The sequence below is a fragment of the Streptomyces sp. NPDC028289 genome, from assembly GCF_055565975.1.
On record NZ_JBVHTI010000006.1, the window covers coordinates 686,221 to 702,059 of the forward strand.

Consider the following 15,839-nt stretch of genomic DNA (forward strand, 5'->3'; position numbering starts at 1 on the left):
GAAACATTCGGGAATGGTGGACGCGGCGTATGGATCTTATCTCCGCCTCTCCTCGGTCATTTCGATCTTCAGTTCGCTCGTCATGTGCACGAGCTGGGAAAACAGGCGGCCAGTCGGACCGAAGGTTTCGAAATAAGTACCGAAACTGTTGACAGGTGACATGACCAGACCAAAACTCCCCACCAGGCCACACCCGCACAGGCCACACGAGGAGGCATCCCATGAACCCGCTCGACCACGCCTTGAGCCGCAGGAGCGCCGGTGCCCTGCTGCTGGGCGCCGCCGCCGGACTGGCCCTGCCCGGCACCGCCCATGCCGCCACCGTCGTCACCACGAACCAGACCGGCACCAACAACGGCTACTACTACTCGTTCTGGACCGACGCGCAGGGCACGGTCTCCATGACCCTCGGCTCCGGCGGCAACTACAGCACCAGCTGGCGCAACACCGGCAACTTCGTCTGCGGCAAGGGCTGGAGCACCGGTGCCCGCCGCAACGTGACCTACTCCGGCAGCTTCAGCCCCTCCGGCAACGGCTACCTGTCCCTCTACGGCTGGACCTCGAACCCGCTCGTCGAGTACTACATCGTCGACAACTGGGGCACCTACCGGCCCACCGGAACGTACAAGGGCAGCGTCACCAGCGACGGCGGCACCTACGACATCTACCTGACGACGCGGTACAACGCCCCGTCCGTCGAGGGCACCAAGACCTTCAACCAGTACTGGAGCGTCCGTCAGTCCAAGCGGACCGGCGGCACCATCACCACCGGCAACCACTTCGAAGCCTGGGCCAGGGCCGGCATGCCCCTCGGCAGCTTCAGCTACTACCAGATCCTCGCGACCGAGGGCTACCAGAGCAGCGGCAGCTCGAACATCACGGTGGCGTGATGAGCACCGTTGCCGAACGCTCCTTACGACCCCTGGTCGCGACCGCCGCCGCCGTCGCGCTGGCCGCCGCGGGCACCCTCGCCGTCGGTGCGACCCCGGCCCACTCCGCCACCTGCGCGGGCTACGTCGGCCTCACCTTCGACGACGGACCGTCCACCGCCCACACCCCGGGCCTGCTCAGCGCCCTGAAGGCGAACGGGCTGCGGGCCACCATGTTCAACGAGGGCCAGTACGCGGCCGCCTACCCGGCCCAGGTCAAGGCCGAGGTCAGCGCGGGCATGTGGGTCGGCAACCACAGCTACACCCACCCGCACCTGACCCAGCAGACCCAGGCGCAGATCGACTCGGAGATCTCCCGCACCCAGTCGGCCGTCGCGGCTGCCGGCGGCGGGACACCGGTCCTGTTCCGGCCGCCGTACGGCGAGACCAACGCCACCGTGCGGGCGGTCGAGGCCAAGTACGGGCTCACCGAGATCATCTGGGACGTCGACTCGCAGGACTGGAACGGCGCGAGCACCGACGCGATCGTGCAGGCCGTCTCCCGGCTCGCCGGCGGTCAGATCATCCTCATGCACGAGTGGCCGGCCAACACCCTGGCCGCGATCCCGCGCATCGCACAGACCCTCGCGGCCAAGGGGCTGTGCCCGGGGCGGATCTCCCCGCAGACCGGCCGCGCGGTCGCGCCCTGAGAGAGCGTTGGCACCAGTGGCGCGGCGGCCCGTCAACCGTCGCGCCACCCTCATGACTTCGGATGAACGGGGATCGCCCGCCCGCCTCGCGTCGATAGGTTCGCCACCGTGGACTACTACGACCTGGGCGGTCACGGCCGACGCGTGACGACGTCGTCCGCCGCAGCGCAGACCTGGTTCGACCGGGGGCTGATTTGGACCTACGCCTTCAACCACGATGAGGCCGTCCGCTGTTTCGAGGCGGCCGGCGCGGCGGATCCGGACTGCGCCATGGCCGACTGGGGCGTCGCCTACGCCCTCGGCCCCAACTACAACAAACCCTGGGAGTTCTTCGACCCGGACGACCTGGCGCACACGGTGCAGCGGACGCACGCCGCCGTGGAACGCGCCCACGCCAAGGCCGCGCACGCGACCCCCGTCGAACGCGCCCTGATCGAGGCGCTGCGCGCCCGCTACCCGCAGGCCGCTGCCCCGGACGCCGCCGCCTGCTCGGTGTGGAACACCGCCTACGCCGACAGCTTGCGCACCGCCTACGAACTGGCGCCCGACGACCTCGACGTCGCGACCCTCTACGCCGACGCCCTCATGAACCTCACCCCCTGGCAGCTCTGGGACATCCGCAGCGGCCGGCCGGCCGACGGGGCCCGCACGGAGGAGGCGAAGGCCGTGCTGGAGCGGGCCCTCGGGACCGAGACCGGCGCCGGCCACCCCGGACTGCTGCACCTCTACATCCACCTCATGGAGATGTCGCCCACGCCCGAGACCGCCCTGCCGGTCGCCGACCGGCTGCGCGACCTCGTGCCCGACGCCGGGCACCTCCAGCACATGCCCTCGCACCTGGAAGTCCTCTGCGGCGACTATCGGCGCGTCGTCTCCGACAACGCCGCGGCCGTCGCCGCCGACGAGAAGTACCACGCCCGCGCCGGCGCGATGAACTTCTACACCCTCTACCGCTGCCACAACCTGCACTTCGGGATCTACGGCGCGATGTTCCTGGGCCGCCTCCAGGACGCCCTCGCCACGGCGGAACGGCTCGAAGCCGCCGTACCGGAGGAGCTGCTGCGGGTGCAGAGCCCGCCGATGGCGGACTGGCTGGAGGGTTTCCTGGCGATGCGGGTGCACGTCCTGGTCCGCTTCGGCCGCTGGGACGACATCCTGCGCCTGCCGCTGCCCGCCGACCCCGGGCTGTACTGCGTGACCACCGCGATGCTGCACTACGCCCGCGGTGTCGCACACGCGGCCACCGGCCGGATCGCCGAGGCCGAGACCGACCGGACCCGCTTCCGGGACGCGGTCGCCGCCGTCCCGGAGACCCGCATGCTGTTCAACAACACCTGCGTCGACATCCTGGCGATCGCCTCCGCCATGCTCGACGGCGAACTCGCCTACCGCAAGGGCGACTTCGACACGGCCTTCACCGAGCTGCGGCGCTCGGTCGAGCTGGACGACAACCTCCCCTACGACGAACCGTGGGGCTGGATGCAGCCCACCCGGCACGCCTACGGTGCCCTGCTGCTCGAACGCGGTCGCATCGCCGAGGCCGAGGCGGTCTACCGTGCCGACCTCGGCCTCGACGGCACCCTGCCCCGGCCGTTGCAGCACCCGGGCAACGTCTGGGCGCTGCACGGCTTCCACGAGTGCCTCCGGCGGCTCGGCCGGGAGGGTGAGGCGCGGATCGTGGGCCAGCAGCTGCGGCTGGCGGCGGCTGTGGCGGACGTGCCGATCACGGCGTCGTGCTTCTGTCGGACGGAGTGCTGCGGGGCGTAGCAGGCGGCGCGATGGGCCGGTGGGTGGCCGCGGCGCCGTCGTGGCTGGTCGCGCAGTTCCTCCCCCAGCCTTCGGCCGGGGGACCCCCAGCGCCCCTTTGGGGGCGCGCTGTACTTCGGGGCGTTGTCAGAGGGCTCGGGCCACCAGCAGTGCCACGTCGTCGTGGTCGTCGGGGTGGCGCAGGCCGTGCAGGAGGAGGTCGCAGGTTTCTTCCAGGGGGCGGTGGGGCTCGTCGAGGAAGCCGAGGAGGACGTCGAGGCGGTCGTCGATGGGGTGGCGGCGGGTCTCGACCAGGCCGTCGGTGTACAGCACCAGCAGGTCACCCGGGTCGAAGCTGACGGTCGTCGTCTCGAAGGGGATGCCGCCGACCCCGAGCGGGGCGGCCGCCGGCAGTTCCAGGAGGGCCGGCGGCCGGTCGGAGTGCACCAGCGCGGGCGGCATGTGGCCCGCGTTGGCGATCTCGCAGCTCCTGGTGTGCGGGTCGTACACCGCGTACAGGCAGGTGACGATGTAGTGCTCCAGATCGCAGGTGATCCGGTCGAGGTGCCGGAGCACCGCGTCCGGGGGCAGCTCCAGGTCCGCGTAGGCGCAGGTGGCGGTGCGCAGCCGGCCCATGGTGGCGGCCGCGTCGATGCCGTTGCCCATCACGTCGCCGACGACCAGGGCGGTCCTGTTCTGCGACAGCGGGATCACGTCGTACCAGTCGCCGCCCACCTCGCTCGTCGCCTGCGCCGGTTCGTAGCGGGAGGCCAGTTCCAGGCCGGTGTGCTCGGGCGGGTGGTCCGGCAGGAGGCTGCGCTGGAGGGTGAGGGCGGTGTTGCGGACGCTCTGGAACCAGCGGGCGTTGTCGATGGCCACGGCGGCCCGCCCGGCCAGTTCGGTGGCGAGGACGACGTCGTCCTCGTCGAAGGGGAGCGGATTGCGGGTCCGCTTGAGGTCCAGGGCGCCGAGCACCTCGCCGTGCGCGATCAGCGGCACCGCCAGATACGAGTGCACGCCCGCCTCCTCCAGCAGGACCCCGGCCTCCGGGCTGCGGGCGATACGCGGCAGGTCCTGCGTGCCGACCCGCGGGACCAGCACCGGACGGGCGGTGTGCACGCACAGCGTGACCAGCCGGTCGCCGTCGTAGGAGGCGAGGTCACCGGGCGTGTCGGCGGCCTGCAGGGCGACCGTGGGATGGGCGGCTTCGAGGGCGAGGGCCCGGAACAGCTCCGGGCCGTTGTCGGGGCGGCGCGAGCGGCGCAGGGCCAGCGCCGCGTCCAGCACGTCCACCGCGACCACGTCCGCGAGCACCGGGGTGGCGATCTCGGCCAGCTCGTGCGCCGTGCGCTCCACCTCCAGCGAGGTGCCCACCCGGACCGAGGCGTCGGCGATCAGGGCGAGGCGGCGCCGGGCCCGGTCGGCCTCGGCGGCCGCACGGTGCCGTTCGGTCACGTCGACCACCGAGATCGCGGCACCCAGGACCCGGCCACCGTGGTCCTCGAGCCGGTAGAACGACAGCGACCAGGCGTGCTCGTGCTGGGGATCCGCCGGCGGACGGCCCACGTGGTACTGGTCGAGCAGCGGCGTGCCCGTCGTGAGGACCTGGCGCAGCGCCGACTCCACGGTGTCGATGTCGGGCAGCGGCAGCGTCTCCCGCAGATGCCGGCCGATGTGCTCCTCGGCGGGGACGCCGTCGATCCGCTCCAGCGCCGGGTTCACCAGGAGATAGCGCAGATCGGGGTCGAGCAGGGCCAGCCCGATCGGGGACTGGCTGATCAGCCGCTCGCACAGCGCCAGGTCGGTCTCCAGCCGCTGGAGCAGGATGTGGTCGGCGACGATGCCCAGGGCGTAGACGTCGCCGAGGTCGTCCAGGAGCCGCATGGTGCGGAACTCCATCAGGCGGCTGCTGCCGTCCTTGTGCCGGACCGGGAAGGCACCGGCCCAGCTGTGCCCGGTCTCCAGCACGTCCGTGAAGACCTTCACCGCGGCCTTCAGATGCTCCGGCTGCATGAGCAGCCGCGCCGCGTTCTTGCAGAGGGCCTCCTCGGAGGTGTAGCCGAAGAGTTCCTCGGCCTGCGGGGTCCAGAACACGATCCGGCCCTGCGAGTCCAGCGCCACCGCGGCCACGCTGAGCACGTCCAGCAGACCGGTCGGACGCGGACCGCCGGAGCCGTACTCCTCACCGCCGGAGCCGTCGGCGTCACCGGACCGCAGTGAACCCACAGCCATCCCTCAACCACCTCCACCGGCCGCCGGGCCGATGCCGCTGCTACGGCCCTTCCATGCTGCCCCCGGCTCGCGGCCCGCCCCAACTCCAGGCCGGGTACCCGGCCGCACCCGGTCTCACGCACCGTGTCCAGCCGCCCGTACGGCGGCCGTCAAGGGCCGCGCGCAACGGGTGAACAAGCAGGAACATTGGGGTACGTACAGGATGTAGCCAATGGATTCTCCGCGAGAAGACTTCGACGTGCCGACCACCGCGGGGCCGCACGACCTCCTGGACGCCTCCAGCGACGCTGCGGCGGTGCTGTCGGCAGAGGGCGACGTGATCGGCTGGACCCGTGGCGCCGAGGCCCTGCTCGGCCGTCCGGCCGACGCGGTGCTGGGCAGCCCCGCCGCGCGGCTGCTCGCCGTGCGCGTCGACCCGGCCCGTGCCGCCGGCGTCGCCGAGCGCTGCCGCTCGGGCATGGGCTGGAGCGGCCTCGTCGCGGTACGGCACCTCGACGGCCGCAGCGTCGTCGTCGACCTGCGGGTCTCCGCGTCCTTCCGGATCGACGGCGCCGAGTGCTTCCTGGTCTCGGCGCGGGAGCAGCGCCCGCAGTGGACGGTGGGCCAGTCCGTCCTCGACGGGTTCCTCACCCGGTCGCCGATCGGCATGGCCGTGATGGACCTGGAGCTGCGGTACGTCTGGCTGAACGACACCCTGGAGCAGTTCGGCGGGGTCCCCCGCGAGCAGCGTCTGGGCCGCCGGCTGAGCGAACTGCTGCCCGGTCTGCAGGGGACCACCATCGAGGGCCTGATGCGCAAGGTGCTGGCGACCCGGGAGCCGGTCACCGACTATGAGTACCTCGGCTGGAGCTGGTCGGATCCGCACCGGCAGCGCGCCTACTCGACGTCGTTCTTCCCCCTCGTCGCCCCCGACGACTCGGTGACCGGCGTCTGCTACATGGTCTCCGACGTCACCGAACGCTGGAACGCCCGGCAGCTGCTGTCGATGGTCAACGAGGCCGGCACCCGCATCGGCACCACCCTCGACGTGCTGCGCACCGCCCAGGAACTCGCCGACTTCGCCGTCCCGCGCTTCGCCGACTTCGTCATCGTCGATCTCCTGGAGACCGTCCTCAGCACCGAGGGACACGGCACCTGGCTGCCCGACGCGGGCCCGGCGCCCGCCCGGGCGGTGATGCGGCGCGCCGCGCTGAGGACGGTCCGCGAGGGCAGCCCCGAGGCCGTGGCGCGGATCGGCGACCAGGTTGACTTCCTGCCGCCGCCGCACGGCTTCGACCTGCTCGTCAACGGCGAGCCGGTCCTCATCCCCGAACTCGAACCGGACGACCACCTGTGGATCACCGAACAGCCCGCGCGGGCCGCCCGCATCCGGGAGTTCGGACTGCACACCCTGATCTCGGTCCCGATGCGGGCACGCAACACCGTCCTGGGCCTCACCACCTTCGCCCGCTCGCTCAACCCGCTCTCCTTCGAACCCGACGACGTCCTGCTCGCCCAGGAACTGGTCGCGCGCGCCGCCGTCTGCGTCGACAACGCCCGCCGCTACACCAGGGAGCACACGGCGGCCGTCACCCTCCAGCGCAGCCTGCTGCCCCAGGCCCTGACCGGCGGCACGGCCCTGGACGTGGCCTCCGCCTACCTGCCGGCCGACGCGACGGACGGCGTCGGCGGCGACTGGTTCGACGTGATCCCGCTCTCCGGTGCCCGGGTCGGGCTGGTCGTCGGCGACGTGGTCGGGCACGGCCTCACGGCGGCGGCGAGCATGGGCAGGCTGCGTACCGCCGTGCAGACCCTCGCCGACATGGACATGCCCCCGGACGAACTCCTCGCCCACCTCGACGACCTCGTGCTGCGGCTGGGGGAGGAGGAGAACGCGGGAGCGGTGCTGGAGGGCAGCGCGGACACGTTCGTCGGGGCGACCTGCCTGTACGCCGTCTACGACCCGGTGACCCGGCGGTGCGCGATGGCCCGCGCCGGACACCCGCCGCCGGTCGTCGTCTCACCCGACGGGCACGTCCACTTCCCCGAGATCCCCGCCGGACCGCCGCTCGGGCTCGGCGGCATGGCCTTCGAGGCCACCGAGATCGAACTCGCCGAGGGCAGCCTGTTCGGCCTCTACACCGACGGCCTCATCGAAGGCGCCGACCAGGACGTCGAACTGGGCATGGCCCGCCTCCGCGGTGCCCTGGCCGGTCCCGGCGCCGATCTCGCCACGCTGTGCACGTCGGCCGTGCAGCAACTCGTCCCCGTTCCCCAGCCCGACGACATCGCCCTGCTGCTGGCGCGCACCCACGCCCTGGGCCCCGGCCACGTCGTCTCCTGGGACGTGCCCGACGACCCGGCCGCCGTCGCCGACGTCCGCTTGGAGGCGGTCCGCCAGGTGCTCGCATGGGGCTACGGCGAACTGGCGACGACCACCGAACTCATCGTCAGCGAACTGGTCACCAACGCCATCCGCTACGCCGAACCGCCCATCCGGCTACGGCTGTTGCGCGACGCCCGGCTGATCTGCGAGGTCGCCGACGCCAGCAGTACCGCCCCCCGGCTGCGGCACGCCCGCAGCACCGACGAGGGCGGCCGCGGCCTCTTCCTGGTGGCCCAGCTCGCCCACCGCTGGGGCGCCCGCTACACCGGAGAGGGAAAGATCATCTGGGCCGAGCAGGAGATCCCGGAGGCGTGACCGGGAGGCATCCGGACCGTCCCCGTGCTCTGTCGAATTCGCACGTATGGCCGTACGCTGTCAATTCATAGGGATTCGGCAGCAATTGGGGGAGCCGCCATGTCCGGGGACACGTACGGTCCGTACCAGGAACCACCGAACCAGGAACCGCCGAACCACGGCATCCCGAATGACGGTCGCCCGAACCAAGGCTTTCCGGGTCCCGGTCTGCCGAATCCGGGCCCCTTCGTGCCGCCCATGCCGTCGGCTCCGCCGCCCGCCCCGCCGGACGCCCTGCGCGCCACCGCCGTCGCCCTGCTCAACCTGAGCGGCCTCGGCCTCGGCTACCTGCTCCTGCGAAGATGGATCCCGATGGCCGCGTGTCTGGCGGCCACCGTCGTCCTGCTGCTCGTGGCCCTGCCCGCGGACGCCGACGGCGTGCCCGCAACCGCGCTCGTCCTGTACGCCGTTCTCCTCCTGGCGGCCGCCGTCCACGGCTGGTTCGCCGGCCTGCGCAGCCGCCTGGTGTGGCCGGGACGTCGTCCCGTCGCGCTCGTGCTGGGCGTCGTCCTGCTCGCCGTCCCGGTGGGCGGCGCGCTCTGGTACGACAGCGCGCACAAGGAAGCCGTCGAACGCGCCCTCCTCGACCGTCTCGACCGCGCCGACCGGCAGGTCAGCGCGGCCTCCGGACAGGATTTCGGCACCGCCAGGACGGGTTACCGGGATGCCCTGGCCGTCTACCGCGACCTCGCCGTCCACCACTCCGGCTCGCGGGCCGCCGCCCAGGTCCCCGATCGCCTGAAGACCTACTACACGACGGTCGCGGCGGCCTACAGCCACCGCGACTACTGCTCGGCCGTCGAACCGCTCGAATACCTGCGGACGGTGCCCGACTCCATGCCGAAGGACCAGCTCGGCACCCTCGCCCACTGGCCCGACGACCGGCTGGCGACCTCGCTGTACGAGTGCGGGGCGAAGGGCCTCGCCGACGGCGGGACCGACTGGGTCACCCGGTTCGGCTCCCTGCTGAGCACCTTCCCCGACTCCGGCCAGGCCGCCAAGGTCGTCCCCGCCGTGGACGCCGCCGAGAAGAAGGCGGCGAAGGCGGTCTCCGAAAAGGACCCCTGCGGCGCCGTCAAGCAGTTGGACACGCTGAACACGCAGATCGTCCAGCTGTCGAACGGGTCGGGCGCCGAGGCCGACGGCCTGGTCAAGGTCGCCGGCCGGGCCGACCGCAGCGGGAAGGCGGGGGAGTACCAGTGCGGCGTCAAGCAGTACCAGGACGGTGACTACGAGCAGGCGCAGCAGACCATGCAGCAGTTCGTCACCGACAGCCCGCACGACGGCAACCGCGCCCGTGCCCGCAAGATCGCCATCGGCGCCGAGGTCGCCCAGACCCTCCCGGCCGCCGGGAAGAAGCTGCCCACCACGGCCTCCGGCGGCGGCATCTCCGTGACCGTCAAGAACGACAGCCCCGACGACATCACCGTCCTGTACACGGGCCCGGTCACCGGCAGCTTTACCCTGAAGGCGTGCGGCAGTTGCAAGGCGTACTCGTTCGCCAGCCCGCTCATCAGCGGCTGGGAGCCGTGCAGCGACAGCGGCAAGAACTACCCGCAGCGCACGATCAGCCTCCCGCCCGGCACCACGTACTTCGTGCACAAGCCGAAGAACGACAGCACCGCCACCCCCGGCTCCGACACCGCCAAGCTGCGCTACGGCTACGTCTACACGGAGTGCGCGTACACGACGCAGACGCTGGGGTCCACCTACTGAGCGGGGCGAGAGGCTGTCACACCGGCCAACTAAGCTCCCGCGCATGAACGACGAGGGCAGGGACGACCCCGCGAGACGGGTCGTCGACGGGCGGTTCGAGCTGGTGGCACGGCTCGGTGGCGGCGGCATGGGCACGGTGTGGCGGGCCACCGACCTGGTGCTGCGGCGCAGCGTGGCCGTGAAGGAGGTGCGGCCGGCCGACCCCGGGCTCGCCGAGTGGGACCCGGAGGCCGCGCGGCTGCTGCGGGAACGGGTACTGCGGGAGGCCCGTGCGCTGGCCCGGGTCGACCACCCGAACGTGGTGACGATCCATCACATCGTCGACGGCGGCCCGGGGACCTACCCGTGGATCGTCATGGAACTCGTGACCGGCGGCTCGCTGGCCGACCGCCTCGCCGCGGGCCCGATGAACCCGGTCGAGGCCGCCCGCATCGGCCGCGAGGTGCTGGCCGCGCTCCGCGCCGCCCACGAGGCGGGCATCGAACACCGCGACGTGAAACCGGCCAACGTCCTGCTGCGCCCCGACGGGCGGCCCGTGCTCACCGACTTCGGCATCGCCGCCGTCCGCGAGTCGACCGCTCTCACCGCCACCGGGTCGGTCATCGGCACCCCCGACTACATGGCACCGGAACGCGTCTCCGGCAAGGACGGCGGGCCGGCCGCGGACCTGTGGTCGCTCGCGATGATGCTGTACGTCGCCGTCGAGGGCCACCATCCGCTGCGCCGCGGCACGACCCTCGCCACGCTCGCCGCGGTCCTCGCCGAGGACGTCCCGCCGCCGGTCCAGGCCGGGCCCCTCACCGACGTCCTCACCCGCGTCCTCGTCCGCGACCCGGCCGCCCGCCCCGACGCCGCCGCACTGGAGCGGATGCTGGCCCGCGCCGCCCGGCAGACCGAGTCCCCCACGTCCTTCCCGCTGCAACCGCCGGCCGCGCCACCGCGGGAACCCGAGCCGCAGGACGCGCGGCCGCGGACCACGGCGCCCATGTCTCCCGGGCCCGCCCCGCGGCGCCGCCGGACACTGCTCCTGCTGCCCGTGGCCGCGGTGGCCGTGGCCGGCACGCTCACGTGGACGCTGCTGCCGGACTCGGGCAACCAGGCCTCCGGGGCCACGGACTCCGGCACCGCGCACGCCACGACCTCGTCCTCGGCCGGGAGTACCGCCTCGCCCACGGCCGCGCGGCAGACCGCCGGCACCGACCTGCTGACCCCGCAGGGCATCCGCACCGCCGTCGCGGCCTTCGAGAAGCAGACCGGCCGGGACCGCTTCGGCAAGCTCACGGTGTACCCCGAGTACGTCATCGCCTACATGATGGTGAAGGGCAGCGACGCCGCATACGACTCGTACACCTACCGCCCGGGCCAGGGCGTGCAGAAGGACATCATCTCGGGCACCCTGAGCGGCGACGACAGGCCCGTCCGCCTCGACGACTTCGCCTGGGACAAGGTCCCCTCGCTGCTGACCCAGGCCCGCAGACAGCTCAAGGTGCCCGATCCGACCACCCGCTACCTGGTCGTCGTCCTGCCGGGCAATGCCTTCGGCGACCCCGCCGGGATGTCCGTCTACCTCAGCAACAAGTACAGCCAGACCGGATACTTCCAGACGGACAGCCAGGGCAAGGTCGTCAAGGTGATGCCGTACGACGGCTGAGAGGTTCGCGGCCGGCGACCGTGAGGAAAGAGACGGGACGGCTCACCCCGTGAGGGTCCTGACCGGCGTTCCGGCCTGCCATGCCGCGATGTCCTCGACCGCGTCCCGGTAGAACACCTCGTACAGGTCCCGGCTGACGTAGCCGATGTGGGGCGTCACCACGGCGTTCGGCAGGGAACGCAGCGGGTGGTCCGGCGGCAGCGGCTCGCGGTCGAAGACGTCCAGCGCCGCGGAGGCGATACGGCCCGCGGTCAGCGCCCCGATCAGCGCCGCCTCGTCCACCACGGGCCCGCGTGAGGTGTTCACCAGGATCGCCGTCGGCTTCATGAGGCCGAGTTCGCGCGCCCCGACCAGACCCCGGGTGCGCTTGCTGAGCACGACGTGGACGCTCAGCACGTCGGAGCGCTCGAACAGCTCGTCCCGGGCCACGTAGGTCACCCCTTTCGCCTGCGCGTCCGCCGGCGTCAGATGCTGGCTCCAGGCGATGCACCGCATGCCGAAAGCGCGCCCCACCTCCGTCACCGCAGTCCCCAGCCGGCCGAGACCCAGTACCCCCAGCGTGGCGCCCCGAAGACTCGTCCCCAGGCCCTCCTGCCAACCGCCCCGCCGCACCGAGTCCACCTGCTGCGGGATCAGCCGCGCCGCGGACAGGATGAGCCCCCAGGTGAGTTCGGCCGTCGGGTACGAGAAGTACCCCGTCCCGCAGACCGTGATCCCCAGCCTGCGTGCGGCGTCCACGTCGATCGCCGCGTTGACCGGCCCGGTGGTGACCAGCAGCTGCAGACGCGGCAGCCTGCCCAGGACCGACGACGGGAAAGGAGTCCGCTCGCGCATGGCCACGACCACCTCGAAGCCGGCGAGCGCCGCCACGGACTCGTCCTCGCCGCCGAAGGCGTCGGAGAAGACGTGCACGTCGGCACCGAGCGATTCCCAGTCCGCCAGCCCCAGCGCCACGCCCTGATAGTCGTCCAGGATCGCGATCCGCATCCGCATTCCTCTCGCTCTCGGCCCCAGCCGCGCCGGAGGCGCCGTCTTCGGCACGCTGCCCATCCTCCGTCTCCGTCGTTCAGACGTAACGGAGGTCGCTCAGGTCGATGGCGACCATGACGTGGTCGTGGTCGGGCCGTCCGTCCGGCCGGCGCCGATACGCGCGGCGCCTGGTGGGGAACTTGATCCCGTCCGCCTCGCGGATGTCGTGGACGTACTGCGCGGCCGCGAAGCCCCCGGCGATGTCGACGTGGTAGTCGTGGCGCCTGAGCAGGCGGTCGTCCCCGAAGTAGAAGTGCTGGACCGTGCTGTGGCTGGCGATGTCCTCGGGAAAGGTGACCCGCAGACAGCGCCACCGCTCGGTCGGCGACTCGTCCCAGGGCTCGGCCTCCGCCACCCGCATGCCGCGCATCACGGTGAAGAACGGCGTGGTCAGATACGTCCACAGGGCGTATCCGTTGAAGTAGGCGCGGTCCAGCGGATCCCAGGGAGTCTCCAGCGTGTGTCCGGCGAACGCCTTGCGGGGGTCGAGGCGTTCGGCCACGAGCGTGCCGTCCGCGCGTTCGATCGCGATGCGGCCGGGGGTGAAGTCCGAACGCCGGCCGGGAGCCCCGAAGGGACACACCGAAGCGTGTTCGTCGTGCAGGCTGACGGTCATCCGCCGCGGCTGGAGGTCCTGGGGCAGGCCCTTGGCCGCGAAGAGCTCCCCGTCACTGACGATCGTGGCGGTCACGGTCGTCAGCCGCGCCCACCGCTCGGTGCCGCCGTGGGCCTCCAGAACCTCTGAGAGCAGGTCGGTCATGTCTCCTCCACCTGAGCCACCTCGTCCGCGTGGGTGAGCGCGATGGCGTGCCTGCCGTGGGCGATCGCGTGCTCGGCGTCGGCGGCGGCGAACCGGCCCGGCAGCCGCTTCCGGCCCGGTTCGACGGCCGGGGCGGTGCGCGGGCGTTGGTCGGGCGGTGGGCGGGCGCACCGGCCACGAGAACGCCGGGGGGGCGCCGTCATGACCATGGTCCTGCACCCGGTGACCCGCGGCATCCCGTGCGGTTCGCGGTCCGCGGCCGGTGACCGTGAGCCCCGCCGGGCGTTCACATAGGCATACTGCGGCCAGCCGCTCGAACCCACCGCACACTGTGCCGGCTGAGGGGAGCCACCTGGGAGTCCCGGCGCGGCCGATGGACTCAGTCCGCGGACGCGGAGTCGTACGGCGGTGCCGTTCCCCTGGTCCGTGCCGGGTGTGCTCCCCGCAGCAGCCAGGGGCGTGCCCGGCGGTTGACCCGCGGCTGGATCACCCAGGTGAGCAGGGCGGTCAGGACGAACGAGTTGACGGCCAGGGCCGCGGACTGCGGCAGACCGGGAAAGAGCAGCTTCAGCAGCGTGGCGATGGTCAGCAGGCAGGGATAGGCGGCCGCCCACGTGGTCATGAAGCGCTTCCACCTGGGCGGGACGTCCCGCCGTTGGAGGGTGAACCAGGGCGCCAGGTCGGCGCTGCGGCTGCTTCGCGGATCCGAGATCCGGTTGCCGCGCCGGAGCAGCTCGTTGCGCGTGTCCGACCGCTCCCAGGCGTCGAGGTGCTCGGCGGAGTCGAAGCGGTAGACGAGGTGGTGCAGCCCCTGGCCGTCACGGAGCCGCACGGCGCCGAGGTGACCGGCGAAACCGGCGGCGGCCCGGTCGACGTCGTCGGCCCACTGTGCGAACTCCTCCTCCTTGCCCGCGGCGACCACCCGGGTCACCACGACGGTCACCGCCCGGTCGGTGCCTGTCGGGCCGGGGCGCATGGCGGCCTCCTTCCACCGTCGAGACTGTGACGCCGTCCGGCCGAGTACCCCGGGGCCCGGCCCGGACACGGCGGCCACCCGCTGCCCGCACTTGGTCTGCACCATTGACATGTACGCGCGCCGGGGCCTTCAATGCGGCTCACCCGCATATGTATCCGACGGTCACGTATGAGGAAGGCCCCCGCATGGTCACCCCCCACCCGCACCTCGTCCGGCCCCGCACCCTGTTGAGACTGCTCGCCCTGGTCGCCGTCGTGCTCGGCATCCAGGCCGGCCCCGCCCACCACGCCCACGCCGCCACCACCGTCAACGTGATCGCCTTCTACGACGGCACGTACGACGCGGCACACATCAGCTTCGACCACGAGGCCAACAGCTGGTTCCCGCAGGCCGGCGCGGAGAACGGCTTCACCTACACCGCGACCACGGACTGGAGCCGGCTCAACGCCTCCACCCTGGCCGGCTACCAGGTCGTCATGTTCCTCGACGACTATCCCCACACCGCGTCCCAGCAGGCCGCCTTCCAGACCTACATGGCGAACGGCGGCGGGTTCATCGGCTTCCACGTCTCGGCGTACAACGACGACACCGGCGACTGGCCGTGGTACCACAACACCTTCCTCGGCACCGGCACCTTCAGGAGCAACTCCTGGGGACCGACCCAGGAGACCCTGCAGATCGACGACCCCTCGCACCCGGCGACGGCGAACCTCCCGTCCACCATCACGTCCTCGGTGAGCGAGTGGTACAGCTGGCAGAACGACCTGCGGCAGAACCCGGCCATCGACATCCTCGCCTCGATGGCCCCCTCCACGTTCCCGGTCGGCACCGACCCCGACCAGACCTGGTACAGCGGCTACTACCCGATCGTCTGGTCCAACCGCAACTACAAGATGGTCTACAACAACTTCGGCCACAACGCGATGGACTACTCGACCAACACCACCCTGTCGTCGACGTTCGCGAGCGACCGGCAGAACCAGCTCCTGCTCCAGGAGATCAAGTGGGCGGCAGGCCAGTCCGGTCCGGTCACCCCGCCGACGAGCACCACCGGCCCGATCCACGGGTACGGCGGCAAGTGCGTGGACGTCGCGGGCGCGGCCACCGCCAACGGCACCGCCGTACAGCTCTACGACTGCAACGGCACCACCGCCCAGAACTGGACGGTCGGCAGCGCCGGTACCCTCGGCGCCCTCGGCAAGTGCATGGACGTGACCGGTGCCGGTACCGCCGACGGCACCAAGGTGCAGCTTTACGACTGCAACGGCACGGGCTCGCAGGTCTGGCGGGCGGGTTCCAACGGCTCCCTGGTCAACCCGCAGTCGGGCAAGTGCCTCGACGCCACCGGCCCGAGCTCGGCCAACGGCACCCGGCTCCAGATCTGGTCCTGCTCGGGAGCCGCCAACCAGAACTGGACGCTTCCGTCCTGAC

General features: G+C 71.8%; 11 protein-coding genes and 1 pseudogene. 7 read left to right on the forward strand and 5 right to left on the reverse strand.

Going from position 1 to position 15,839, the window contains the following annotated elements:
- Positions 1-221 precede the first annotated feature (221 nt).
- The 3 genes and pseudogenes from ACZ4UV_RS32230 to ACZ4UV_RS32240 all read left to right on the forward strand — a co-directional run bounded on the left by ACZ4UV_RS32230 (position 222) and on the right by ACZ4UV_RS32240 (position 3,346).
- Positions 222-890, forward strand: coding sequence for a glycoside hydrolase family 11 protein (locus ACZ4UV_RS32230; protein WP_467842614.1), 669 nt, complete (start codon positions 222-224; stop codon positions 888-890).
- Positions 890-1,576: pseudogene (locus ACZ4UV_RS32235) on the forward strand (polysaccharide deacetylase family protein); the annotation flags it as partial. The gene ACZ4UV_RS32230 and the pseudogene ACZ4UV_RS32235, both read left to right, overlap by 1 nt.
- A 111-nt stretch (positions 1,577-1,687) precedes the next feature.
- Positions 1,688-3,346 carry a hypothetical protein gene (locus tag ACZ4UV_RS32240; protein WP_467842617.1) on the forward strand — a complete coding sequence of 553 codons (1,659 nt, stop codon included), beginning with the start codon at positions 1,688-1,690 and terminating at the stop codon, positions 3,344-3,346.
- 126 nt (positions 3,347-3,472) lie between these two features.
- On the opposite strand, the gene ACZ4UV_RS32245 is transcribed toward ACZ4UV_RS32240, so the two are convergent.
- Positions 3,473-5,557 carry a SpoIIE family protein phosphatase gene (locus ACZ4UV_RS32245; RefSeq protein ID WP_467842619.1) on the reverse strand — a complete coding sequence of 695 codons (2,085 nt, stop codon included), beginning with the start codon at positions 5,555-5,557 and terminating at the stop codon, positions 3,473-3,475.
- A gap of 211 nt (positions 5,558-5,768) precedes the next feature.
- Between ACZ4UV_RS32245 and ACZ4UV_RS32250 the strand changes: the two genes are divergently transcribed.
- The 3 genes from ACZ4UV_RS32250 (at position 5,769) to ACZ4UV_RS32260 (ending at position 11,643) form a co-directional block, all read left to right on the forward strand.
- A complete protein-coding gene (locus tag ACZ4UV_RS32250) occupies positions 5,769-8,237 on the forward strand; it encodes a SpoIIE family protein phosphatase (protein WP_451022565.1) in 2,469 nt (822 codons plus the stop codon).
- A gap of 237 nt (positions 8,238-8,474) precedes the next feature.
- Positions 8,475-9,992: a hypothetical protein gene (locus ACZ4UV_RS32255; protein WP_451022564.1), complete on the forward strand. Its 1,518-nt coding sequence runs from the start codon at positions 8,475-8,477 to the stop codon at positions 9,990-9,992.
- A 43-nt stretch (positions 9,993-10,035) separates the two neighbouring features.
- On the forward strand, positions 10,036-11,643 hold the full coding sequence (locus ACZ4UV_RS32260; RefSeq protein ID WP_467842621.1) for a serine/threonine-protein kinase: 1,608 nt from the start codon (positions 10,036-10,038) through the stop codon (positions 11,641-11,643).
- A 42-nt stretch (positions 11,644-11,685) separates the two neighbouring features.
- Here ACZ4UV_RS32260 and ACZ4UV_RS32265 read toward each other — a convergent pair whose 3' ends face one another.
- From ACZ4UV_RS32265 to ACZ4UV_RS32280, 4 genes are all read right to left on the reverse strand, one after another.
- Positions 11,686-12,630: a D-2-hydroxyacid dehydrogenase family protein gene (locus tag ACZ4UV_RS32265; protein ID WP_467842624.1), complete on the reverse strand. Its 945-nt coding sequence runs from the start codon at positions 12,628-12,630 to the stop codon at positions 11,686-11,688.
- A gap of 79 nt (positions 12,631-12,709) precedes the next feature.
- On the reverse strand, positions 12,710-13,432 hold the full coding sequence (locus ACZ4UV_RS32270) for a hypothetical protein (RefSeq protein ID WP_467842626.1): 723 nt from the start codon (positions 13,430-13,432) through the stop codon (positions 12,710-12,712).
- Positions 13,429-13,635 (reverse strand): hypothetical protein, encoded by a 207-nt coding sequence (locus ACZ4UV_RS32275; protein WP_467842629.1) that lies wholly within the window; start codon positions 13,633-13,635, stop codon positions 13,429-13,431. Before ACZ4UV_RS32275 ends, ACZ4UV_RS32270 begins: the two co-directional genes overlap by 4 nt.
- A 176-nt stretch (positions 13,636-13,811) precedes the next feature.
- Positions 13,812-14,408, reverse strand: coding sequence for an antibiotic biosynthesis monooxygenase (locus tag ACZ4UV_RS32280; RefSeq protein WP_451022954.1), 597 nt, complete (start codon positions 14,406-14,408; stop codon positions 13,812-13,814).
- Positions 14,409-14,593: 185 nt separating this feature from the next.
- Between ACZ4UV_RS32280 and ACZ4UV_RS32285 the strand changes: the two genes are divergently transcribed.
- The gene (locus ACZ4UV_RS32285) at positions 14,594-15,838 is read left to right on the forward strand and encodes a ThuA domain-containing protein (RefSeq protein WP_451022953.1); all 1,245 of its coding nucleotides are present in this window, start codon (positions 14,594-14,596) and stop codon (positions 15,836-15,838) included.
- Position 15,839: the final 1 nt, after the last annotated feature.